At 37.2% G+C, this 24,159-nt stretch carries 21 protein-coding genes, 2 tRNA genes and 1 pseudogene; 14 read left to right on the top strand and 10 right to left on the bottom strand.

Annotated features, from left to right (window positions below):
• Positions 1-47: 47 nt before the first annotated feature.
• Together CRT24_RS18930 and CRT24_RS18925 are read left to right on the top strand one after the other, a co-directional pair.
• On the top strand, positions 48-2,930 hold the full coding sequence (locus CRT24_RS18930; RefSeq protein WP_099372665.1) for a DEAD/DEAH box helicase: 2,883 nt from the start codon (positions 48-50) through the stop codon (positions 2,928-2,930).
• A 320-nt stretch (positions 2,931-3,250) separates the two neighbouring features.
• On the top strand, positions 3,251-3,730 hold the full coding sequence (locus CRT24_RS18925; protein ID WP_099372664.1) for a hypothetical protein: 480 nt from the start codon (positions 3,251-3,253) through the stop codon (positions 3,728-3,730).
• Between the two features lie 70 nt (positions 3,731-3,800).
• Here the strand turns inward: CRT24_RS18925 and CRT24_RS18920 are convergent, their stop codons facing one another.
• Both CRT24_RS18920 and gltX read right to left on the bottom strand, forming a co-directional pair.
• Positions 3,801-4,679 (bottom strand): sugar phosphate isomerase/epimerase, encoded by an 879-nt coding sequence (locus tag CRT24_RS18920; RefSeq protein ID WP_099372801.1) that lies wholly within the window; start codon positions 4,677-4,679, stop codon positions 3,801-3,803.
• Positions 4,680-4,701: 22 nt separating this feature from the next.
• A complete protein-coding gene (gene gltX / locus CRT24_RS18915; protein WP_099372663.1) occupies positions 4,702-6,231 on the bottom strand; it encodes a glutamate--tRNA ligase in 1,530 nt (509 codons plus the stop codon).
• Between the two features lie 78 nt (positions 6,232-6,309).
• Between gltX and CRT24_RS18910 the strand changes: the two genes are divergently transcribed.
• From CRT24_RS18910 to CRT24_RS18890, 5 genes are all read left to right on the top strand, one after another.
• Positions 6,310-7,542, top strand: coding sequence for a HAMP domain-containing sensor histidine kinase (locus CRT24_RS18910; protein WP_099372662.1), 1,233 nt, complete (start codon positions 6,310-6,312; stop codon positions 7,540-7,542).
• Entirely contained in the window at positions 7,523-8,059 is a 537-nt protein-coding gene (locus tag CRT24_RS18905; RefSeq protein ID WP_099372661.1) for a DinB family protein, read from the top strand. Before CRT24_RS18910 ends, CRT24_RS18905 begins: the two co-directional genes overlap by 20 nt.
• A complete protein-coding gene (locus CRT24_RS18900) occupies positions 8,049-8,474 on the top strand; it encodes a hotdog fold thioesterase (RefSeq protein ID WP_099372660.1) in 426 nt (141 codons plus the stop codon). Before CRT24_RS18905 ends, CRT24_RS18900 begins: the two co-directional genes overlap by 11 nt.
• A 204-nt stretch (positions 8,475-8,678) precedes the next feature.
• Positions 8,679-9,953, top strand: coding sequence for a sugar MFS transporter (locus CRT24_RS18895; protein ID WP_099372659.1), 1,275 nt, complete (start codon positions 8,679-8,681; stop codon positions 9,951-9,953).
• Positions 9,954-10,040: 87 nt separating this feature from the next.
• Positions 10,041-10,886, top strand: a complete 846-nt coding sequence (locus CRT24_RS18890) for a DUF2911 domain-containing protein (protein WP_099372800.1) — start codon at positions 10,041-10,043, stop codon at positions 10,884-10,886.
• Positions 10,887-10,964: 78 nt separating this feature from the next.
• Here the strand turns inward: CRT24_RS18890 and CRT24_RS18885 are convergent, their stop codons facing one another.
• The 3 genes from CRT24_RS18885 to cdaA form a co-directional block, all read right to left on the bottom strand.
• Complete coding sequence (locus tag CRT24_RS18885; protein WP_099372658.1) at positions 10,965-13,886, bottom strand: FAD-binding and (Fe-S)-binding domain-containing protein; 2,922 nt, start codon at positions 13,884-13,886, stop codon at positions 10,965-10,967.
• A 3-nt stretch (positions 13,887-13,889) separates the two neighbouring features.
• Entirely contained in the window at positions 13,890-14,798 is a 909-nt protein-coding gene (locus CRT24_RS18880; RefSeq protein WP_099372657.1) for a DUF1338 domain-containing protein, read from the bottom strand.
• A 104-nt stretch (positions 14,799-14,902) separates the two neighbouring features.
• Positions 14,903-15,697, bottom strand: a complete 795-nt coding sequence (gene cdaA / locus CRT24_RS18875; protein WP_180269172.1) for a diadenylate cyclase CdaA — start codon at positions 15,695-15,697, stop codon at positions 14,903-14,905.
• 108 nt (positions 15,698-15,805) lie between these two features.
• Here cdaA and CRT24_RS18870 point away from each other — a divergent pair, with 108 nt between their 5' ends.
• Positions 15,806-16,522: a pyridoxine 5'-phosphate synthase gene (locus CRT24_RS18870; protein WP_099372656.1), complete on the top strand. Its 717-nt coding sequence runs from the start codon at positions 15,806-15,808 to the stop codon at positions 16,520-16,522.
• Positions 16,523-16,586: 64 nt separating this feature from the next.
• On the opposite strand, the gene lepB is transcribed toward CRT24_RS18870, so the two are convergent.
• The 5 genes from lepB to CRT24_RS18845 are packed head-to-tail and all read right to left on the bottom strand — an operon-like array spanning position 16,587 to position 21,257.
• Entirely contained in the window at positions 16,587-18,029 is a 1,443-nt protein-coding gene (gene lepB / locus CRT24_RS18865) for a signal peptidase I (RefSeq protein WP_099372655.1), read from the bottom strand.
• A gap of 3 nt (positions 18,030-18,032) precedes the next feature.
• Entirely contained in the window at positions 18,033-18,776 is a 744-nt protein-coding gene (gene dapB, locus CRT24_RS18860; RefSeq protein WP_099372654.1) for a 4-hydroxy-tetrahydrodipicolinate reductase, read from the bottom strand.
• A gap of 15 nt (positions 18,777-18,791) precedes the next feature.
• Positions 18,792-19,538, bottom strand: coding sequence for a DUF5683 domain-containing protein (locus tag CRT24_RS18855; RefSeq protein ID WP_099372653.1), 747 nt, complete (start codon positions 19,536-19,538; stop codon positions 18,792-18,794).
• Entirely contained in the window at positions 19,538-20,458 is a 921-nt protein-coding gene (locus CRT24_RS18850) for a ParB/RepB/Spo0J family partition protein (protein ID WP_099372652.1), read from the bottom strand. The genes CRT24_RS18855 and CRT24_RS18850 overlap by 1 nt, the downstream gene beginning before the upstream one ends.
• A 1-nt stretch (position 20,459) precedes the next feature.
• Positions 20,460-21,257: a ParA family protein gene (locus CRT24_RS18845; protein ID WP_099372651.1), complete on the bottom strand. Its 798-nt coding sequence runs from the start codon at positions 21,255-21,257 to the stop codon at positions 20,460-20,462.
• Positions 21,258-21,472: 215 nt separating this feature from the next.
• On the opposite strand from CRT24_RS18845, the gene CRT24_RS18840 reads away from it, so the two are divergent.
• From CRT24_RS18840 to CRT24_RS18815, 6 genes and pseudogenes are all read left to right on the top strand, one after another.
• Positions 21,473-21,994, top strand: coding sequence for an NADPH-dependent FMN reductase (locus tag CRT24_RS18840; protein WP_099372650.1), 522 nt, complete (start codon positions 21,473-21,475; stop codon positions 21,992-21,994).
• A gap of 124 nt (positions 21,995-22,118) precedes the next feature.
• Positions 22,119-22,835 carry a DUF1080 domain-containing protein gene (locus tag CRT24_RS18835; protein WP_099372649.1) on the top strand — a complete coding sequence of 239 codons (717 nt, stop codon included), beginning with the start codon at positions 22,119-22,121 and terminating at the stop codon, positions 22,833-22,835.
• A 288-nt stretch (positions 22,836-23,123) separates the two neighbouring features.
• On the top strand, positions 23,124-23,447 hold the full coding sequence (locus CRT24_RS18830) for a DUF6686 family protein (protein WP_099372648.1): 324 nt from the start codon (positions 23,124-23,126) through the stop codon (positions 23,445-23,447).
• A 176-nt stretch (positions 23,448-23,623) separates the two neighbouring features.
• Positions 23,624-23,701 (top strand) — tRNA-Val (locus tag CRT24_RS18825).
• 9 nt (positions 23,702-23,710) lie between these two features.
• Positions 23,711-23,785, top strand: a tRNA-Val gene (locus tag CRT24_RS18820).
• Between the two features lie 145 nt (positions 23,786-23,930).
• Positions 23,931-24,159, top strand: a pseudogene (locus tag CRT24_RS18815) (transposase); the annotation flags it as partial.

The raw sequence follows: 24,159 nt of genomic DNA, 5'->3' as shown, positions 1-24,159 counted from the left end.
GACCTAATACACGTATATTAGTAGCTTTTCTTAGCAGGAATAATAGGATGCAGCAGGTCGATACTATAACTTCTTACCGTTTAGTCTACTCATTAGGGAAACATCCCTATTTGGGTTATCTTATCGAACCTCATATTGTCCATTTAAATCAAAATGGCTCCTATTCCCTCTCCTACAAAAGAGTTTTTAGCAATACAGTCGACGAATTTGCCAATGCTCTGGATGATGTTGACTATGAATTAATCAGACTATGTGATGAGATTGAGCAGACTCAAGTCATCAAGCGTTTTCATAAAAAAGCAGTAAGACCGGCAGACTATTTCAGCAAAATATTCAACGACAAGTTATTCGATCATATTCGTCCTAAAATTGAAAATAGACTTCTCAAGATCTTAAATAACATTGGTGACAAACCATTGTTTCTAATGAGCAAAGATGGCTATCCTGCAGAGCAAGAACTTAGGATTGCTGAAAAATCAACCAGCATATTATTCCATTTCCGCAGGAACGAAAATGAAACTCGGTATTTCCCAACATTGAAATACGATGGCCACAGAATGGAATTTATGTTTAAAAATGCTGATGTCATTGTTAATCAACAAGCTTGGCTATTACTTGAAAACGTACTTTACCATTTTGATGAGGAGCTGGAAGGCAAAAAGTTAACTCCATTTTTAAATAAAAGATATATTTCAATTCCCCGAAATACAGAAAAGAAATATTTCGAAACTTTTGTTACCACATTAATTGAAAAATACCATGTCTATGCTGAAGGATTAGACATTATCAATTATAGGGAGCAAGCAGTTCCTCAACTTCGAATTGTTTACAGTCCAGACCAGGAGGCGCAGTTGCAGTTATTTTTTCAATATGGAGAATACTGTTTCCCTGCTGGAGCTCAACACCCCGTTACTGTCAGATATGTCTTTGACAAGGAAAATCAATCCCACAAGTTCTTTAGAATAAAAAGATCCTTACAATGGGAAGAAAATAAAGCAGATACTTTGGAGGATTTTGGCCTAGAAAAAGCTGATGCCCTATTTGGATCTTATCACCCCAAATCCACACTTTCCGGATTGCGTCCTTCTAGCATTGAATGGGTAAATGATCATATATCAGAATTGACGGATGCCGGTTTTCATATTGTTCAATCCGATAGTGACAAGAAATTCTTGATTGGAAAAACCAGCATTAGCATTGAGGTTTCAGAAAAGAATGACTGGTTTGATATCAGCGCTATTGTAAGATTTGGCGATTATGAAATTCCTTTCATCAATTTACGTCAGCATATTTTAAATAAAATTCAGGAATTCGAATTACCAAATGGAGAAATAGCAATCATTCCACAAGAATGGTTTTCTCAATATGAGCATTTATTCCAGTTCTCTTCTCAAAAAGAAGGCATCAGATTAAGCCGTGCACACATAGGTTTAGTACACGATATTTCAGAGCACACTCAAGTAACCCTGCAGCGCAAGCTCAACAAACTTGGTGAATTTGACGAAATTAACGATGTCGACACTCCAGTAGGTTTCAAAGGGTCCTTAAGACCCTATCAAAAAGCAGGATACAATTGGTTTCATTTTCTAGGAGAATATCGTTTTGGAGGATTACTTGCTGATGATATGGGTTTAGGAAAAACAGTTCAGACGCTTGCTCTTTTACAACATCAAAAGGAACAACTAACAGGAACAGACCAACCTAAGACATCTTTACTGATCGTCCCAACCTCATTGATATTCAACTGGCAGAAAGAAGCCGAGAAATTTACACCCAAATTGAGAGTGCTATTACATACTGGCACCTATCGAAGTAAAGATAACTTTGCTTTCAGTCATTTCGACCTTATTATCACAACTTATGGAGTTGCACGTATTGATGAAGAGTTGTTATCAGGGTTTTATTTCAACTATGTCATTCTAGATGAAAGCCAAAATATTAAAAACCCTAGGTCCAAATCTTATTCGGCAATCAAACATATCAAAGGCAAGAACAAACTAGTCTTGAGTGGTACTCCTGTAGAGAACTCAGTAGCAGATATTTGGTCGCAAATGTCATTTGTAAACCCTGGCTTACTAGGAAACTACACTTATTTTCAAAAGGAATTTGTCCACAGCATCGAGAAGAAAAAAGATGAGGAAAAGGCCCGAAGACTACAGGCCATCATAAAACCATTTGTATTAAGAAGGACAAAGTCACAGGTAGCCACGGAATTGCCTCCAAAATCAGAGCAGATTTTTTATTGTAGCATGACAGATGAGCAATCTGAATATTATGAAACTGTAAAATCAGAATATAGGAATGCACTTTTAGACGGTGCCTTTTCCGGTAAGGCTTCCCAAATCGCACTGCTGCAAGGATTGACAAAATTAAGACAGTTAGCAAATCACCCTTTAATGATTGATAGCCAATATACCGATGGCTCAGGAAAGTTTGAGGCCGCCATCGAAACAATGCAATCGATCCTAAAAGAAGGAAATAAAGTATTAATATTCTCACAGTTCGTAAGACATCTGCAAATTTTCAGAGAATACTTCGACAAAAACAAAATCAAATACGCATACTTAGACGGATCAACAACAGATCGAAACACTGCAGTAAAAGATTTTAAAGAGAATGAACAAACAAAAGTTTTCTTAATTTCTATAAAAGCTGGAGGTGTTGGCTTGAACCTTACGGAAGCTGACTATGTCTTTATTTTAGACCCATGGTGGAACCCGGCGGTTGAACAACAGGCAATTGACAGAAGCCACAGAATAGGTCAAACCAAAAATGTATTTATCTATAAATTCATTGCAAAAGATACGATCGAAGAAAAGATCTTAGCATTGCAAGGAATGAAAAAATCATTGGCAAGTTCCTTAATAACCACTGAAGAAGGTTTTGTAAAATCTCTTAGTAAAGAAGATATAAGTGAGCTTTTCAGTTAAAAATGCTATAAAAAACAATCTTCAAAACTGATTATCAATTATTTAATAATTTTCTTTAGTTACCTACAATAAGCAACATTTTAGTGAAGCTATTCTCTTTTCACCTTTTATAAAATTTTAAAAAACCACCTTAATTATTCTTAATTATTACAAAATCTTTTTTACGCTATTTTTTTACTTAGGGTAATATTATAATATCTAAGATTAATATTTTTAATAAAGGTTATTTTTATATATCGGTTTTCTTTATTTTTTTATCAATTACTCAATGTAATTAGTTAGGATTTATTTATTTTAATGAAACAATAACCAATATAAGAATGATATATAACTTAAATTTTTTCACACAATATGGCCAATTTTATGTCGTGGACAAAGGTACCGATGGAGAAACAGACGACTTAGAATTCTGGAGTGATGCAGCACTTCATGAAAGATTAGCTTGTGAAAATGGAATTTTAGGTATTTCAATTGAAAATGATTATTGTACAGTGATGGGGGATTTGGAAATATTAAACAGTCCACCAGTGAACGAAGATCCAAATGCTGATCATATCGTAGAAGCTAGTATTGAAATTAAATCAGGTACTTTAGAAATTCAAGATTGTCCTTTAAGTTCTGTTATCCAGACCGTAGCTCTAGAAAATGGCAGTTATAGGGTTAGGGTATCCTCTTACAATCTCGATGAAGCTTACCAAGGTGTTGATGATCAAATGCCTATCGACAAATATCGTATTGAAATCTGGAAAGAATCATTTTCAGCTAATAAAGTCTTGAAACAATGGATTTCAAATTATTAACAGAAAAATAATACTCAAGAAAAAAGGGCACTAATTTCCATTAGCACCCTTCTCCAAATTTTAAATCTTATTAAAGCGCTGCTCTAAAATTCACTACACTTTCTGTTACCTCAGGAAGGCTGTTTTCCCAATTATATTCATATTCTGCTGAAAGCATTCCTTTATAATTTTGACGTTTCAATTCAGCAATGACGTCTTTCATACCTAGTTTTCCTGTTCCCCACACTACATCATGAGCTTTTTTGTTTCCAAACTCATTTAAATCTTTAAAGTGGACATGGAAGATTTTTCCGTCCAATTTTTTAAATGATTCAATAGGATTTAAGCCAGATCTCATCCAGTGACCTACATCTGCTGCAGCACCCATTCGAGGGCTTCTGCCTTCAAGTGCCTTTAAAACTACATCAGGGTTCCAATAATGAGAAGGATCAGGGTGATTATGAATAGCTAACTTGATGTCGTATTTGTCACATAGTTTGGACAAATAATCCAATTGTTCTTCAGAAGGTTCGGCATTGATCACTTGAACTCCAAAGTCTTTTGCAAATTGAAAAACTTTTTCCCATTCAGCTTCATCTTTTGCTCCAACAACACCATATGCATGAATTGTAATTCCTCTGTCTTTCAATAATTGTTTTACTAGTTTTCTACCTTCTAGAGACAACTCATAAGTCATTTTTTCGGTACTTCCGGCACCTATCGTTTGCCCTGGGAATGCTTCAACATAACGAAGGTTGGCACTAGCGATTTTGTCTAAGGCTTCTGCGAAACTGAAAAGCCTAAATGTATATGCTTGGGAACCCAATTTCCAACCCAGTTTCTCTTCAGGGAATGGACCTTTGGCCTTTGTTGATCCTGCAGCACTTACCTTTCCATTAGTTGAACAGGATGTGAAAAACACGATAGCAATCGCTAAGCACCCTAGCATTAATTTAGTTAGTTGTTTCATATAATTTGATTTAAGTTGATTCTTAGTTCTGAAATTTTGGTACTGCCAATTTAATTCGTTCAACTACTTCATCTTTACCTAAAACTTCAGTGATCTTAAATACATCAGGTCCAAATTTTCCTCCCACCAACATAATTCTGAAAGGCATCATCAACTCACCCATCTTCATGCCCGATTCAGTAATCTTATTTTTAAATAATGGCTCTAACACAGATGCTTCCCAAACCGGTTGATCTTGAAACAGGCTGGCCACTTCATTAAAAAATTTGGTCTTATCGTCGTTCCACTTAGGTTTAACCGCATCAACATCATAGGTTTCAGGCTTTTGGAAAAAGAATGAAGCTTGTTCCCAAAAATCTTCAATGTAAGTTAATCTTTCTTTGACTAAATCAAGAATAGTTTCTATAAAATTGTCACCAAAATCAGCCACATCTACATTGTGTTTTTCTAGAACTGACTTTATTTCTGGCATCAACTCTGAATTTGGAGCTTGTTTGATCCATTCCTGATTATACCATTTTGCTTTTTCGAAATCGAATTTAGCACCAGCTTTGCTGATACGTTCAACAGAGAATTTCTGGATCAATTCTTCCATTCCAAAGATTTCTTGTTCTGTTCCGTCGTTCCAACCCAATAAAGCCAGCATATTCACAAATGCCTCTGGCAAAAAGCCTCTTTCACGAAAACCCGTAGTTAAATCTCCTGTTTTTGGATCCTTCCAATTCATTGCATAAACAGGGAATCCCAATCGGTCCCCATCCCGTTTGCTAAGCTTACCATTACCATCTGGTTTTAGGATTAAAGGCAAGTGTGCCCAATTAGGCATCTCATCTTTCCATCCCAAATAATCCCATAATAGAATATGGACTGGAGCAGATGGCAACCATTCTTCACCTCTAAAAATATGGGATATTTCCATAGCTCTATCATCCACGACAACCGCCAGATGATAAGTTGGCATTCCATCCGCTTTTAAAAGAACTTTATCATCAACCAAGCTCGTTTCAAAACTTACACGGCCACGAATCATGTCTTCAAAAGATACGACCTCATTCTCAGGCATCTTGATACGTATGGTATGAGATGCCCCCTCAGCTAATAAACGATCAGTTTCTTCTTTCCCTAAAGACAGTGAATTTCTTAAACTCATGCGATTATCATGAGCATATCTAAAGTTTGGCTGTAATTTTCTTTGTTCTTCTAATTCTTCTGCAGTATCAAAAGCATAGTAAGCATATCCTTTTTCAACCAAATCTTCAGCATATTTTCTGTATGAAGGCTTACGTTCGCTTTGACGATAAGGACCAAAGTTCCCTGGATTATTGGGACTTTCATCAGGATTAAGCCCACACCATGCTAAACATTCCATTATATATTCTTCAGCACCCGGTACAAAACGAGTTTGGTCAGTATCTTCAATCCGAAGGATAAACTCACCATTATTATGTTTAGCAAAAAGATAATTGAATAAAGCGGTACGGACACCACCCAAATGTAATCCGCCTGTAGGACTTGGCGCAAAACGGACCCTTACGTTTTTTTGTGAACTCATAACCACAAAATTAAGCATTTATTACTTTTCTTTCTCGAAGCAATCTGAAAATGATTATTTTGGTTCACTTAAATATTTATGAAGCAACACCCGTACAGGTACAATAAACAACAATGGAAATTCTTTCTGTTTTTATTTGCAGCATTAATCGCCGCAGCATCGCTTCTTTATACCAATTATCTTGTTAAATCATTGTCTAAATCCGAACGTACGAAAGCCGAAGTTTGGGCAATGAGCACGCAAAGTATTGTTTCGATGCCTGATGTGGACGATCAATTCATCAGTTTTATCTATGCAGTCAGAGATAGTTTAAGCTTGCCAGCCATAATTACCAAAGAATCCGGAGATATTATTTTCTGGCGTGATCTCGACAGTACAAAAACAAATATTCACCCTTCCACACAAGATTCAACAAGCGATCTCGTTTATGATCCACCATATTTTGAAAAACAACTGGCTAGGATGAAGAAATCTCATCCCCCAATTCAGATTTCATTAGACAATGGAGAAAAATGGCTCGTATATTACCATGATTCCAAAGCCTTAAGTCAATTAAGGATTTTCCCTTATATCCAATTGTCATTAATTGCAGTCTTCTTAATAGTAGCCTATACTGTTTTCAATTCCATCAGGGACTCAGAGCAGAACCTTGTATGGGTAGGAATGGCTAAGGAAGCTGCCCATCAACTCGGCACCCCCATTTCGTCAATGATGGGTTGGCTTGAGTTAGCCAGGGCAACTTATGAAGGCAGAGACAACTCATTATTGGATGAAATGGAAAGAGATGTCAAACGTCTCGAAATTGTTGCAGACCGATTTTCAAAAATCGGATCAACACCATCACTTTCTACCCAAGTGATCTACAAGATCGTCGAGGATTATGTCAACTATTTCAAAGTTAGAACAAGTAAAAGAGTGACATTTGAATTAACAGGGGACCAACAAGTAGAGGCAAAATTGAACGTGCAAGTCTTTGATTGGATCATTGAAAATCTATTGAAAAATGCCGTAAATGCTATCGAAGGAGAAGGAAAGATAACGGTGAACATTTCTGAAAACATTGCAAAAGAAGAAATTTTTATAGACATTAGCGATACGGGAAAGGGAATCCCAAGGTCCAATTGGGAAACCATATTCCAACCAGGATATACCACAAGACAAAGAGGATGGGGATTAGGACTTAGTTTGACTAAGAGAATGGTATATTATCATCGAGGACAAATTTTTGTTAAAGAATCCGAAATAGGAAAAGGTACAACATTTAGAATTGTATTAAAAAGTAATTTACGCTATGAACCCACTCAAATCTGACGAATATCCAGCCATTTTCAATGATTACATCGAAACCATAACGGGTGATGTAATGGAAGAACTAAACGATCAAATCGAAACATTCCCCGAATTTATTGCATCAATCCCTGAAGAATTGGGTTCATTCAGCTATGCAGATGGAAAATGGACCATCAGAGAAGTTTTATGCCATATCCTTGATTGTGAAAGAATCATGACCTATAGGGCATTAAGATTTGGAAGAAATGACATGACGGCACTTTCTCCATTTGAACAAGATGAATTTGTTGCCAATGGCAGACATAATGAACGCAAATTGGCTGATATTGCGGAAGAATTTATTCACCTTCGCAAAGCAAACATGTACCTGTTCAATTCGTTTGATGAAACAGAATTAAACAGAAAAGGTATGGCTTCAGACCGTTTAATCAGTGTTAGAGCATTCCTTTATATTATCGCAGGACATTTAAATCATCATGTAATCATTTTAAAAGCACGCTACTTAAAAGACCAAAAATTGAACGACGATGTGGTATAGAGAATACAGTTTAGAGGAAATCAATAGTCTATTCGCAATTAACATGACCGGCTTTTTAGAGATAAAAGCGGTGTCGATCACCCCTGATGCCTTGGTTGCTGAAATGCCAGTCAACGAAAAAGTAAAACAACCTTTCGGGCTTTTACATGGTGGGGCATCTTGTGTTCTGGCAGAATCGGTAGGTAGCATTGCATCAAACATGGTCATTGATGCTGAAGAATTCGCCGGAGTAGGGTTGGAAATCAACGCCAATCATTTGAGACCAGTTACAAAAGGGGTCGTTAGAGCGACATGTAAAGCTTATCATATCGGAAAAACGACCCATGTATGGGATATTCAGATACACAATGAAAGAAATCAATTGGTTTGTATATCAAGACTTACCATTGCAGTTATAAAAAAGCCGAAAATCTAAAAACAATTTGTTGTAACATGTGTTGAACAAATATCATATCTATATGGTTTTAAGATACGGTTTAGGTTTTATGGAGACATTACGCTAGTAGTGTCTCTTTTTTTACAGCAAATGCAATCGATTGCCTTTCAAATTCCGTTTTAAAATATCGAATTATTTTATTAGCCTTGTGGCTACCTTATTTTTAATCTGTAAATCAAATTTATGACAACTCAAAATAATCAATCTACCGTAGGACCTATGATCATCATTGGATCCTTGTTTTTTATCTTTGGTTTTGCGACCTGGTTAAACTCTTTATTGATTCCTTATTTACGTATAGCTTGTGAATTAACTGAGGTACAATCCTATTTTGTAACTTTTGCTTTTTACATCGCTTATTTAGTTATGGCCCCAGTATCTACTTGGGTACTTAACAAGTTTGGTTTCAAAAACGGAATGGCTGTTTCCTTAGGCATCATGGCTGTTGGGGCACTTTTGTTTATTCCAGCTGCATATTCAAGAACCTATATCCTATTTTTATTGGGACTATTTATCATGGGGGGTGGACTTGCAATTCTACAAACAGCATCAAATCCATATATCACAATCTTAGGGCCGGTTGAAACCGCAGCTAAAAGAATCAGTATCATGGGGATATGTAACAAATTTGCAGGAGCACTAGCTCCCATAATTTTGGGTTACTTCTTAAAACTTGATGAAGCTGATGCCGTGAAAAACCAATTGGCAAGCATGACACCAGAAGAGTCTAGCCTTGCTTTGGGTAAAATTGCACTCCAAGTGGTAAATCCTTATATCGGTATAGTGGTGGTATTAGTTCTTTTGGGTTTTTGGATTTCCAAATCTAACCTTCCAGAAGTGAAAGGTGATGAAGAGGAAGACGAAACTCACCATAATCTTACTGAATCTAAACATAGTATATTTGATTTCCCTCACGTATTACTTGGTTTCATCGCATTATTCGCTTATGTAGGAGTTGAAGTTTTGGCGGGTGATACTATTATTGCATACGGAACTTATTTGGGAATACCTTTAAATACTGCTAAATTCTTTACCTCATTTACAATGGGAGCAATGGTAGTCGGATATATCATCGGAATTATCGCTATCCCTAAATACCTAGCACAAGAAACTGCATTAAAACTTTGTGCTATTCTAGGAATTATCCTTACTGTGGGTATTGCTTTTACAGATGGAATGGTGTCATTGACATTAGTTGGTCTATTAGGATTGGCAAACTCATTAGTATGGCCAGCAATTTGGCCTCTTGCATTGAAAGGTGTTGGTAAATTCACTAGTGCTGCATCAGGAATCTTAGTAATGGGTATTGCCGGTGGTGCTGTTATTCCGTTGTTGTACGGCCAATTGGCACACGCAACCAATTCTCATCAGGCATACTGGATCGCATTACCATGTTACCTTTACATCTTATATTATGCAGTCGCAGGGCATAAAGTCAGAAAGAAAACAAATGCTTAAAATAAAGCTTAACAATGGAGTTAGTTATCTAACTCCATTGTTTTTTTAGGGGAGTTTCTTATCTTCGGATATTCTATTAAAATGATTATGAAAAAATTAGCATTAACTATCCTTGTTGCGGCGGGGCTTGTTTTCACTTCTTTTCAAGCAGAAGCTCAGTTAAAGTTACCGCAGCCGAGTAGCACACAATTTATCCTTCAAGATTTGGGAATAGAACAGGTAAGTGTTGTCTATCAACGACCTAGTGCTAAAGGCAGGACCGTATTCGGTGATTTAGTGCCTTACGATCAGATCTGGCGTACTGGTGCAAACGATGCCACGAATATTACTTTTCAATCCGAGGTTTCCATCGAAGGACAAAAACTTCCTGCTGGAACTTATGCCCTATTTACTATCCCTGGAAAAGATGAATGGACAATTGTCTTTAACAACAATGCTAAACAATGGGGTGCATATACCTATGAAGAAGCAGATGATGTATTAAGAGTAAAGGTAAAGCCCCAAACTCTGCCGTCTCATGTAGAAACGTTTACCATTGAATTTGACAATGTTCATGAACAAGCATTGGATCTTTCATTGAGCTGGGAAAAAACAAAAGTGTCTTTCAATATCGCTGTTGATCAAAAGCAAGAAATCCTTGCAAGTATCGACGAGGCCATGAAAGGACAGAAGAAACCTTATTTCCAGGCTGCCATGTATTACTTTGCAAATGATATAGATATGCAAAAGGCAGTTGAATGGATGAAGGAAGTCGATAAAGGCAACACAAAGGCTCCACACGTAAAATATTGGAAATCCTTAGTACTTGCTAAAGCTGGAGATAAAGCTGGTGCAATTAAAGCCGCAGAAGAAGGATTGGCAATGGCTAAAGCAGCTAATAACCAAGAATACGTAAAACTAAATACTCAAGCTTTAAATGCAGCTAAAAAATAATTGAAGTAACATCCATTATAAAAAACGGGCATCGTGATTACTATGCCCGTTTTTTATTTAATGACAATTCTATTTGACCTATTTCAAAGCCTTATAAAGGATTTCAACCGGATGTTTTGAAGCTACACCCGTTCCATCCATAATTTGATGCCTACAGCTAGCGCCAGGAGCTGCAACAAGGGTAGAATCGGACTTTTCCCTAACAGTTGGGAACAAGACTAATTCTCCTATCTTCATCGAAATATCATAATGCTCTTTCTCATACCCAAAAGAACCCGCCATACCACAACATCCTGATGGAATATTCTTCACCTTATAATTACTAGGAATCTCCAAAACCTTAGAGACAATTGGCATAAGCCCCCAAGCCTTTTGTTGACAGTGTCCATGCAATAATATCTGCTCCTCCTGATTTACAAATTGGGTCGAAGAAATATTGCCAGACAAGTATTCTTCCCAGATATATTCTTCAATGGTCAAGGCCAGGGGTGCAATCCTTTCAGCATCCGCAAGCAAATGTTCATCTACTAAATCAACATACTCATCCCGAAAAGTCAAGATGGTGGATGGTTCTACGGACACAAGTTTGGTATCAGCATTCAATCGATTTTTGAAAATCTCTACATTCTTGTTGGCCAATTTTTTGGCATCCCGCAACAAACCTTTTGACAATAAAGCTCTTCCTGAAAATGCATGCGGCACCATTAAGACCTCATAACCTAGCTTTTCCAATAAAAGAATGGCTTTTTTCCCTATTTCAACATCATTGAAATTCGTGAATTCATCACAGAAAAAATAAACTGACTTAACAGCGGTTTTATTTCCAGAAAACGGCTTATCTTTTTGTTGGAACCATTTCCTTAGTGTAGTAGATGAAATTTTCGGGATATTCCTATTTGGAGAAAATCCTAAAATATTCTTGACGATGTCTCCTGTGAACTTATTCCCAACTACTAAATTGTACAATCCAGCGATAGGTTGCATCAACTCAGTCATTGAATCTACATGCCCAATTATCCTGGATCTAAAAGGAACTCCATGGCTGTCATAATAGCCTTGTAAAAACTCAGCCTTTAACTTTGCCATGTCAACACTCGAGGGACATTCTGATTTGCAGGCTTTACAACTCAAACACAAATCCATAACTTCTTTGATCTCTACATGGTCAAATGGATTCGCTTTATCTGAGTGCGTCAGCATTTCTCTTAAAATATTTGCTCGAGCTCTTGTTGTATCCTTCTCGTTTTTTGTCGCCATATAAGATGGACACATGGTCCCTCCAGACAAATGAGTCTTCCTGCAATCGCCAGATCCATTACATTGTTCTGCATGCTGAAGAACAGTTTGATTGGGATACCGGAAAACAGTTTTTATTTGCCTTTCCGTTTGTCCTGGTTCATACCGCAAAAAAGTGTTCATCCCAGGAGTATCAACTATCTTTCCGGGATTAAATATCCCTTGAGGATCCCAAGTGTTTTTTATATCCTTTAATAATTTATAATTATGATCGCCAATCATCAATGGAATAAATTCTCCACGTAGCCGCCCATCCCCATGTTCTCCGCTCAGTGAACCTCTATATTTCTTTACCAAATGGGCAATCTCTGTTGCAATTTCTCGAAACAGCTTATTCCCTTCTTCAGTTTTTAAATTGATAATAGGACGTAAATGTAACTCCCCTGTAGCAGCATGTGCATAATGAACTGCATAGAGATTATATTTCTTTAGTATTTGATCGAAATCATTAATGTAGCTTGGCAAATCTTCAACATCTACTGCTGTGTCCTCAATTACTGCAACCGGCTTATCATCTCCAGGGACATTGCTCAATAGACCCAATCCAGCTTTTCTCAAATTCCAAACCTTTTTCTTGTCCTCTCCAAGTACCAATGGAAAATGATAACCCAAGCCATGGGCTAATAAATCCTCCTCAACCAACTTTACTCTAGCCAATATTTCCTCTTGATCCTTACCGTCATATTCAGCAATTAAAATCGCAGCTGGTTCACCATCTACAAAAAACCTATTTTTTGATTGCTCAAGGTTATTCTTTGTACATTCCAAAATATAATGGTCCATCAGTTCGCTTACCAATGGCCTATGTTTTAGAATGATAAGGTTCCCTTTTAAAGCATCTTCAAGTGAATGAAAATGTATACACAATAAACCACTAGGATTGATTGGCAACGGATTAACATGAAGTTTTATCTCTGTTATAAAAGCTAAGGTTCCTTCTGACCCACATATTAACTTACAGAAATTAAAAGGTTCTGTTCCTGCAGTAAATGGATCTGTTTCCAACAACATATCAACCGCATAGCCAGTATTACGTCGATGAATGGAAGGTTTAGGAAAATTCTCTCTTATCTCAACTTGATTTTGGAAATTACTCAGTATACTTCGAATCTGCTGATATATTTTCCCCTCTAAATCCTGTTGGCGACATTTGGAATCAAATTCATCAAAACTCAATGCTTTAAAAACCACCTCAGATCCATCGCTTAACAAAGCTTGCACTTCTAAGGTATGCTCTCTTGCACTTCCATAGATTAATGAATTGGAGCCACAGGAATTGTTCCCAACCATTCCGCCAACCATTGCGCGATTAGCTGTAGAAGTTTCTGGTCCAAAGTACAATTGATAAGGCTTGAGGAACATATTTAGTTCATCGCGAATAACACCAGGTTGCACGCGAACCCAGGACTCGGATTCGTTGACCTCCAAAATCTCAGTGAAGTATTTTGAGACATCAACAACAATACCCTTACCTACCACTTGCCCCGCAAGAGAAGTGCCCGCAGTTCTTGGTATTAAGGAGGTTTTATTCTCTTTTGCAAACTTAATAAGCAACAACAGATCTTGCTTATCTTTTGGATAAGCTACTGCTAGTGGCATTTCTCGATAAGCAGAAGCGTCTGTTGAATATAACAGACGCATCTTCTCATCCCAAAATAACTCACCACTTAATTGTTCTGAAAGCAGGGTTAACTGCTCTTCCATAAGCTATGATCCTTTAATTTGTGAGGTGTATGTACTTTCAAATATTTTATCCGCATTGTTGGTTTCAAATCCATCACGGCGATGTTCTCGTTTTATATCTTCTTTAGCGATATCCTTAAATTGGGGCAATACACTTCGTTCCGCAAATTCAACATAACTCCCTGCAATCTCTAAAGACTTGCCGTCTGCGAATTTTGCCTCATATAGAGCAGAAACAGTACTGCTCTGTCTTAGTAAGTTGTCCTCACTCGTTTTTATTTTCCCGCCAGAAGTATTTAATTTGACGCCAATGCTTTCCAAAAATGCATTGAACTCTTCAAGGGTGTTATATCCATCCTTTAATTCATGGATAGAGATGGTATAATGGTTTAAATAATATCGATTATAGATTACCCATGCGGCATATTCGCTTTCAGCCAAAAGAGTTTCATATTCTTCCGATGTCGGCAAATCCCATAAGGGCTTCTGTAAAAAATCCGCAACTTGCTGCCCATTGTTCAGGTCCAAATCATCAACAGGGTCTGAAACAATAGGTGCTGTATATTTCAGAATAATATCTTGTGCTGCTTGACTCAATTCTGAAACCCGAAGCTGAGAAACGAATATTCGAGGATAGTTATCACTCGGTGGAGCATACCAATAAGCATCTAATTTCTTCCCCTCAAAATAATAATAGTCCATTTTCTTGAAACCAAAGGATAAAAATATCTTTTCGAAGGAATTGATTCCTAAGTTTGGTACACCAAGGGTTCTAAAGGCAATATGATCATTAACAATATCTGATTGGGATTGAACGACACCACGTTCCAAAAGAGCTGCAGTTATTTTATCAACATCTGAAACGTTCTCACGGTAGTGGTCAAACAAATCATTCAACACTATATCTATAGGTTTTTTCTCGTCGAAATGCATAACAATAATTTTAGTATTATAATTTGAATAAAGTTATCTAAAATTTATCAAACAAAAACATTTGTTCACTAAAAAACAGATAACTAAAAATAATATTCAGTAAACTACAGTTCTTCCGCAAGAATCTTCTCTAACTCGTCTGCTGTAAGATTCATATTGATATTGCCATCTTTAGCAAATGAGATCTCTCCTGTTTCTTCAGATACAATGACAGCAACAGCTTCTGATACTTCTGTAACCCCAATCGCTGCCCTATGACGCAAACCAAATTGTGGAGGAAGATCTTCACTATCTGACAATGGCAAAACAGAACTTGCGGTCATTATTCGATCATCAACAATAATAACTGCTCCATCATGAAGTGGAGAGTTTTTAAAGAATATGCTTTCCAGCAAACGTTTAGATACTGGCGCATCAATCATTGTTCCACTGGTTTGATAGTATTCTTCATCAAAATACCTAGAAAAAACCAATAAAGCACCGGTCCTAGATTTTGACATATTTTGACATGCCTCGACAATAGGCTTAATAAATTCAGAATTATCCCTGTGAGAGGATTTCTTGCCACCAAAAATAGACCAAAGGAATTTTTTACGTCTAAGGGAAATATTCTTACCAATATGGAGTAAAAAGCGCCTGATTTCCTGCTGGAATACGACAATCAACGCAATGGATCCTACGGAAATAAAACCACCGAAAATCTCGGTCAAAAGGCGCATTTCCATTTGCTTAACAACCAAATAAATACCATAAAACAGACCGACTCCAATTAAGATGTTGACCGCAATAGTACCTTTGATTAAGCTATAGACATAGTAAATGATAATTGCAACGAGCAATATATCAATGAAATCCAGCAGCCTAAAGCCACTCAATAGATTAAAGTCCAATCCATCCATACTTCCTGCAATTTAAAAAATATTATCCATTGATAGACCTATTTAAAATCAGAATTTATAAGGAATATGGCTCCCTAAAACTGTAAATTTGTAAAAATGAACTAAACTATGACTAAACTATCAGTAAATATCAATAAAATCGCAACCCTGAGAAACTCTCGTGGAGGAAATGTTCCAAATGTCCTGGAGACAGCTTTAGCATGTGAAAGATTTGGTGCAGAAGGTATAACCGTTCACCCAAGACCAGATGAAAGACATATTAGGTATCAAGATGTTTATGACCTGAAATCAAAAATCTCAACCGAATTCAATATCGAAGGAAATTGTAGAGAACAAAAGTTCGTAGACCTTGTGCTGGCGAACACTCCAGCTCAAGTCACATTAGTCCCTGATGAACAAGGTCAAATAACCTCTAACCATGGTTGGGACACCATAAATAACCGTGATTATCTATCACAAATGGTAAAGTTGTTCAAAAATCATGGCATTCGCGTTTCTATCTTTGTTGACCCTGTTGAAGATATGGTAGAGGCAGCTGCTGAAACAGGAACCGATCGAATAGAACTGTATACTGAAGCGTACGCTACAGATTTCCCTAAAAACAAAGAACAAGCAATTGAATCTTATGTTAAGGCTGCAATCAAAGCACAAGAAGTTGGTTTAGGGCTAAATGCTGGCCACGATCTTGACCTTAACAATCTACAATATTTCAAACAAAATATCCCAGGCCTCTTGGAGGTAAGTATCGGCCATGCACTTATTGCTGATGCTTTATACTTAGGATTAGAAGAAACTATAAAAAGATATATAGCTTGCCTTAAATAGCCTTTAGCACAAAAAAAACGGGAGTCAATTTATCATTGACTCCCGTTTTTTTTATTCTTGCTACCTAATGAATAGGCCTAAAAATTCTATTCCACCTGATTTTAGATAGGAAAGAACCATCCTCATCCCAACTCAACCAAGTAAATAACGCTTTACCAACAATATGATCTTCTGGAACAAAACCCCATCCCCTTGAATCCAAAGAGTTATGTCTATTGTCTCCCATCATCCAGTAATAATCCATTTTAAAGGTATAGCTGTCTACTTTATTGCCGTTCAGATAATATCCATCAGTTCTTTTATCAAATGTGTTTCCTTCGTAAACAGTAATTGCTCTTTCATACAGAGGAACTGTTAGACTGTCTAATTTGACTGTCCAGCCTTTCTTAGGCACTTGAATTGGCCCGAAATTATCATAATTCCAGATAATACCATTTGTATAGAATGGAAATGCTGTGAAATTAGGATTCGCATCACCAGGTTCATAGATTATCTCTTTGAATTCCTTAATGCTACTCCATTTTTTCACTATTTCAGCTTCCTCCTTCGTCATATGCATTCCATATTGACCCATATTTGGATCAGTATAAAAAGGATCAAGCTCAATGCGCATTTCCTTTATCCGCTGTAAATTCAAACCATTAGGATCTGTCAAAACAAGATAGTTGGTCTGAAAATCATCGTCAGTAAATGCAGGTTCGCCATTTACGAATAACTTTGTTCTTTCCATAGAAACAATGTCACCTGGCATACCAACACAGCGCTTGATATAGTTCTCCCGTTTATCTACTGGTCTATTGAATGGAGCATCTGCTTCCATCGGATAGTTGAATACAACGACATCATTGCGCTTGATTTCCTGAAATCCAGGTAATCGCTTATAATCAAGTTTGATAACCTCTGAATAGGCTTTACCTCCAGTAATTGGCATGGTATGATGCGCAAAAGGAAATGCAATTGGTGTCATTGGAATTCTTGGACCATAATTTAACTTACTTACAAACAAGAAATCCCCAACCAACAGACTTCTTTCCATTGATCCCGTTGGAATCATGTAAGCCTCGATTAAAAATCCGCGGATTAAGGTGGCAGCAACTGTCGCAAAGATGATTGCATCAGCCCATTCTCTGCCAACAGACTTTTTATAAGGGTATTTCTTTTTGAACTCCTCAGATGTAGAGATACCCAAATATTTAACATTAGGATCTCTTCCCCACATCGGCAATACAATAAAAGGAACTAAAACCGCAGCGGCATTCTCCCAAAATCTTCTCTTACCAAATGCCTTTATAAAATTCAAGAACAGATCGTAAAAAATAAAAACATTCACGATCGGAACGAAAAGCCAAATTATCCACCATGTTGGCCTTCCAACCAGCTGAGCCATCACATATTGTCCATAAATAGGAATGATAGCTTCCCAGCCTTGTTTCCCCGCTTTTCTATATAATAAAAATAGACCGTAAGCAGACCCTATGATGTATATGGCTAAAATGATATACCACATATATTATTTATTAAAATCAAACATTTCCGTCACTTGGTAAAATCCTTTTTTACCAAAAAGCCATTCCGCCGCAATAACCGCACCTAAAGCAAAACCCTCTCTGCTATGAGCAGTATGCTTAAACTCGATTTGGTCAACCTCAGAACTGTATAACACAGTATGGGTGCCCGGAACTTCCTCTATCCTCAAACTTTCAATCAACAACTCATCCGCCTTAGGAATAATTTCTTCTCCAGAACCCTCAACAGAATTAACCCAAGATTTTTTATCATCACTATTCTCCAAAATTCCCTCAGCTATTGTAATCGCTGTTCCACTTGGAGCATCCAATTTGTGAATATGATGAATTTCCTCAACTTGAACATCATATTGCTTATACGGATTCATAGCATTAGCCAACATCTTGTTGATATGGAAGAAAATATTAACTCCAATACTAAAGTTTGAGCCATACAACAAAGATTGATCAGCGTCTAGACAAGTTTCCTTTACTTCCTCCAAGTGCTCATACCATCCAGTGGTACCAACAACAAGTGGAAGGTCTGACTCAAAACATAAACTAATATTTTCTAGGGCAGCAGCAGGAGTACTGAAATCAATGGCCATATCAGCATCTTCCAAATCCTCGGATGTAATGGAACTTCTATTGCTTTCATCAACGATCAAAACAACTTCATGCCCTCTTTTCATGGCGAAGCGTTCAATCAATTGCCCCATTTTTCCGTATCCTAATAAAACGATTTTCATACAGTTAATTGGTTTTTATTTTAAGGTAATGGTCATCTTAACCCCTGGAGAGGCAAAACCTCCACCCGAGAATGCACCAATACCTGGTGTATATGCATAATTAGGAATAAAAGTAGGTGTTAATTTAAAGCTTAGGTCATTACTTATATTCCAACGATTTTTCAAAATAGAATCTACATAGGCTTCAACAACATTCAATCCATACCACCCCACAGTAACTAAGATAGTCAAATCTCGGTTCCTTCGCGCGTAATCTTTTTGTTGAACCAATCCTTGGACAGTCCAATTACTGTTGATCCCCAAAGATTCATGGTTTGAAGGTTGCCCAAATTCCTCTCGATATTGGAGCTCACCCAAGAATTCCTTATAGTACCATTGCCAATAATTGAAAGTCAAGGCTCCCCCAACAAAACCACCATAGATAATCGGTACTTTAACCCACCATAAGCCTCCGTTAGTGTATTGTCCCCATCCCGGCAAAATCAATGATCTTTTCCAGGCTACTCGACTTAATCTTTCAATTTCCAATCGAGCAGAATCCTTCAAAATATCCTTATAGTAAAACTTCTCACGCTCCTTTTCGGCCTTTTTGCGAGCCCGACGCTCAGCGCGAGTTTCCTTTTTTGTGGTATCCTGTTCTCCCTTTTTAAGAGAATCCTGAACCTGAACCATTTTTGTAGAGTCAGGAATAGTATCCTTTACTTGGCTCTTTGAGCAAGTAAAAGATAAAATCATCCCAACGAGCAATAAATATTTATACATTACCAGTCTAGCAACTCTAAAATTCGGCTCAAATCATCTTCCGAGTTGAAAGGAATCTCAATCGCTCCCTTTCCTTTAGTAGATTTCACGTTCAATTTAACGCGAGTGGCAAATTTTGAAGCCAAATCATCTTCAATCTTTTGATATTGAAAATTAAGTGCAGCCTCCTTCTTGCCCTTTTGTTTTTTATCTTTCGCTTGTTGCACCTCACGAACCAACTGCTCTGCCTTTCGAACAGACAAGCCCTTCTCAACGATTTCCTTGAAAATAAACAATTGCTTCTCGATCTCACCAACATTAATCAATGCTCTAGCATGACCCATGGAAAGATCCCCATCACGAATAGCCGCCTGAATAACGGGTGGGAGTTTTAATAAACGTAAATAGTTGGTTACCGTAGAACGGTTTTTACTAACACGATCTCCCAATTCCTCCTGCTTCAAACTGCACTCTTCAATCATCCGTTGGAAACTAAGTGCAATTTCAATAGCATTCAGGTTTTCACGCTGAATATTCTCGATCAATGCCATTTCTAACATCTGTTGGTCGTTCGCTGTACGAACATATGCAGGAATTTCAGTAATACCAGCTAGTTTAGACGCCCTTAACCTTCTCTCACCACTAATCAATTGATATTCATTTTTACCAACTTGACGCACAGTGATAGGCTGTATTAAACCCTGAACTTCAATGGATTCTGATAATTCGCGAAGGGCAGTTTCGTCAAAATCTGTACGTGGCTGAAATGGGTTTATCGATATTTGATCTACTTTTATGAAGTTTATGCTACCGGCAGGAGAGCTCGGTGTTTTACTTGCAGGAGTTTCAGCAGTCTGTTTCTTAGGACTTTCAACTGCTTCTTGCTGAAGCAATGCCCCCAAACCTCTACCTAATCCTGTTTTCCGCTGTTGTGCTGCCATACTATACTGTTACAGTTTGCTTATTCTCTTTTAATAATCCATTCTTTTGTAGAATCTCGCGTGCTAAATTCAAATAATTGATCGCACCTTTACATGAAGCATCATGCATAATCACTGAGATTCCAAAACTTGGAGCTTCACTTAAACGTGTATTACGCTGAATAATTGTGTCAAAAACTAAATCATTGAAGTGAGTGCGTACCTCTTCCACAACTTGATTCGATAACCTCAAACGTACATCATACATCGTCAACAAAATCCCCTCAATCTCTAACTCAGTGTTCAACCTGTTTTGAACAATTTTTATGGTATTCAACAATTTACCCAATCCTTCCAATGCAAAATACTCACATTGAACAGGAATTATAACTGAATCCGACGCTGTAAGAGCATTGATTGTAATAAGACCCAAGGAAGGAGAACAGTCAATGATGATAAAATCATAGTCATCCTTAACTTCGTCCAAAAGACGTTTCATTTTATATTCACGCTCATCCAAGTTGATCATCTCAATCTCAGCACCAACTAAGTCGATATGCGCTGGCAATAAATCAAGATTCGGAGTATCTGTCTGTTGTATAGCTTCTTTGGCTGTTACGTCATTTACTAAGCACTCGTAAATGCTCGCTTTGATTGCTCGAGGATCAAATCCAATACCAGATGTTGAGTTTGCTTGCGGATCCGCGTCCACCAACAAGGTCTTATACTCTAACACAGCTAAACTCGCAGCAAGATTGATGGAGGTGGTTGTCTTACCAACTCCTCCTTTTTGATTGGCTATGGCAATAATCTTTCCCATTGTGATTCCTCAAATTTTTGAAAATAATTCAAATTGGCATTACTCCGCTTCGACATGCAAATTAACACACCTTATTGATATTAGACACTTAAATGATGTTAAATTTGTTAATTTTGAAGCGAAACACATTCTGCCAACTCAGGATGCTAAGATACGAAAAATAGATTTAGGTATTTATACCGAACACTATTGCTTTTCACAAGTAACAACAAACAATGAATTTAATTATCTCAGGCACAAACAGAAAACACTCAAACTCCCTAAAAGTTGCTAAATTCTATCAAAAAGAATTGATGAAACGTGGTGAAGAATTTGAAATTCTTTCACTGGAAGATCTTCCTTCTGATATTATTGTAACAGACCTTTATGGAAAACGTAGTGAAGCATTCGCCGAGATCCAAGAAAAAGTATCCGCGGCCAAAGTTTTTGTCTTTATCATACCCGAATATAATGGCAGCTATCCCGGAGTCCTAAAAGTCTTTATTGATGCTTGCGCATTTCCCTCGTCATTCTTCCATAAAAAAGCAGCATTAGTGGGAGTAGCAACCGGGAAATATGGAAATGTTCGGGGAGTAGACCACTTCACAGGAGTATGCAATTACCTCAGAATGCATGTGCTGCCCCTAAAAATACATATCCCACTGATCCAAACTGAATTGAATACAGAGGAGGAATTTCACGACCCCCTTTCATTAAAATTCATCCTGGAACAAATAGATGAGATAGCAAGGTATTAGAATAATTCAATTCTACCACATCGTTTGTCATAATTTCTTTATACATCCCATAACTGAGGTTCGTACCCAGATATTATTGATTTTTATTTCTACATTTAATTTTATAACATAAAAATCAATCAGCATGTCAATCAAGAACCTTTCAATCTATGCACTTTCACTATCATTGGGAATTGCTTCCTGCAACCAACCCAACACGAATAAAAGCACGGAAACCTCCAATGACTCTACTACTTTTTACAATGGCAAAGATCTGGATGGCTGGCATGTGTACAACAGAGGCATTCTAGAGTCCAAATGGAAAGTCGAAAATGGCGAGTTGATCTGTGACCCTAAAGGTAAAGGAGAATTTGGAGACTTGATAAGTGACAAAGAATATGAAAATTTCGAACTTGACTTTGAATGGAAAGTAAAAAAAGGGGGCAATAGTGGTGTATTTATCAATGTTAAAGAAGACAGCACTTATGCAGCGACATTTGCGACAGGACTAGAAATGCAACTTCTCGATAATGCCAAGGCTGAACCAAGGCACCAAGTTGACTCAACTCATTGGGCAGGATGCTTGTATTCGGTAGAATGCATCGGCTCAAATTCAAAACCAAACCCTTACGGTGAGTGGAACAAAGGCAAGATCAAACAGCAAAACGGCCAGGTAACATTTTGGCTCAACGACAAAATAACCTTTCAGGACAGTATCAATACACCAGCTTTCAAACAAAAAATTGCAAACAGCAATATGAAGAATTACCCAGCCTTTGCAACATACCCTAAAGGAAAAATCGCCTTCCAAAACCATACAGACTCAGTTAGTTTCAGGAATATCGCAATCAAAGAATTGTAAAAAAGACTTTGCCATGGTTGGTGTCCTCACCAACCTTTAATCCTAACAAAAAAATTGCTTTCCAAAGAGATTGAGTAAGGTTAATACATTCTAACAATACATCTGGAATTAACCTTTACGATAAAATATAATCCCAATGTCATAAACAACATATTATTTATAATCATTCTAAATAATATATACCTTTACTACCGCAAAGAAAAAACAGTTTCAATTATACAGAAGTCCTGTTTACCCGCATGAGATAGGCGTGCGGGTAATGCAGGCACAATAATTCCATTGGCAAATATGAATAAATGTAGCCTAAAAATTCTTTCAAAAAATGACTTGGGCTTCATCAGTATGCCTGAAAATCAAAACATCATCCACCTTTGTTTTAATAATATTCTTATCAATTTTAGTAAAGAAGATTTTTTCACTTTTAGAAGAATTGTAAAAGACATTTTCAAAGAAAATGAGCCTATTTCTTTTCCTGATGGCAGAGAAAGAATACTTCTGAACAGTCCTTATCAAGGAATAAATTTCTCTTTTAACCAGATTGAGATGGCGGAATTAGTTAGGTCCTTAGATGAGGCATATTACATGGAAAGAATTTATTCATACCTTCAATAAGTATTTACACGATTTATATCATTCAAATTTTGCTCTGCTAATCCAACTTATTATTCGATAATTTCAAATTAATTATTTGGCTTTGAATTATTTGCTATTAATGCCCCAAAAAATATCCATAAAATATTTTGTAAATCAGAATTAACCCCTATATTTGCACACCGCAACAGCGAAAAGGAGAATTAGCTCAGCTGGTTCAGAGCATCTGCCTTACAAGCAGAGGGTCACTGGTTCGAATCCAGTATTCTCCACCAAAAATAAAAGGAGGCTTAGCTCAGCTGGTTCAGAGCATCTGCCTTACAAGCAGAGGGTCACTGGTTCGAATCCAGTAGCCTCCACTACCGAAAGAAAAGCATCAAGAAATTGGTGCTTTTTTCGTTTTTGGTGTTTTTTTGGAGCTCAGCTGGTTCAAGGGGATCAAGCTGAATTCTTGGGGGGAGTGTTAAAAATTTCTTAGTTTAGCGTCCTTAATACAAATATCCCTTGCAAGAAGCCGAACGTAAATTACTATCCTTATTGATGCCGGAAGGGCTTTTGGAATACTTCCAGATTTTAGAAGTCGATCAGGTCGACAATCAACTCCATATTTATTTAGATGAACTTAATATTGCTCCGACAGGCTATGAGAACAGCAAGTTGGAGTCAAAGGGTTTTATGCCTTCTACTGAAATTTCAGACTTTCCCATTCGAGGCCAGAAAGTTACGCTACATA

It is taken from the genome of Sphingobacterium sp. 1.A.5, assembly GCF_002734235.1.
GTDB lineage: Bacteria > Bacteroidota > Bacteroidia > Sphingobacteriales > Sphingobacteriaceae > Sphingobacterium > Sphingobacterium daejeonense.
Note: the sequence above shows the minus strand (reverse complement) of the source record. Positions and strands in the feature narration are given on the sequence as shown.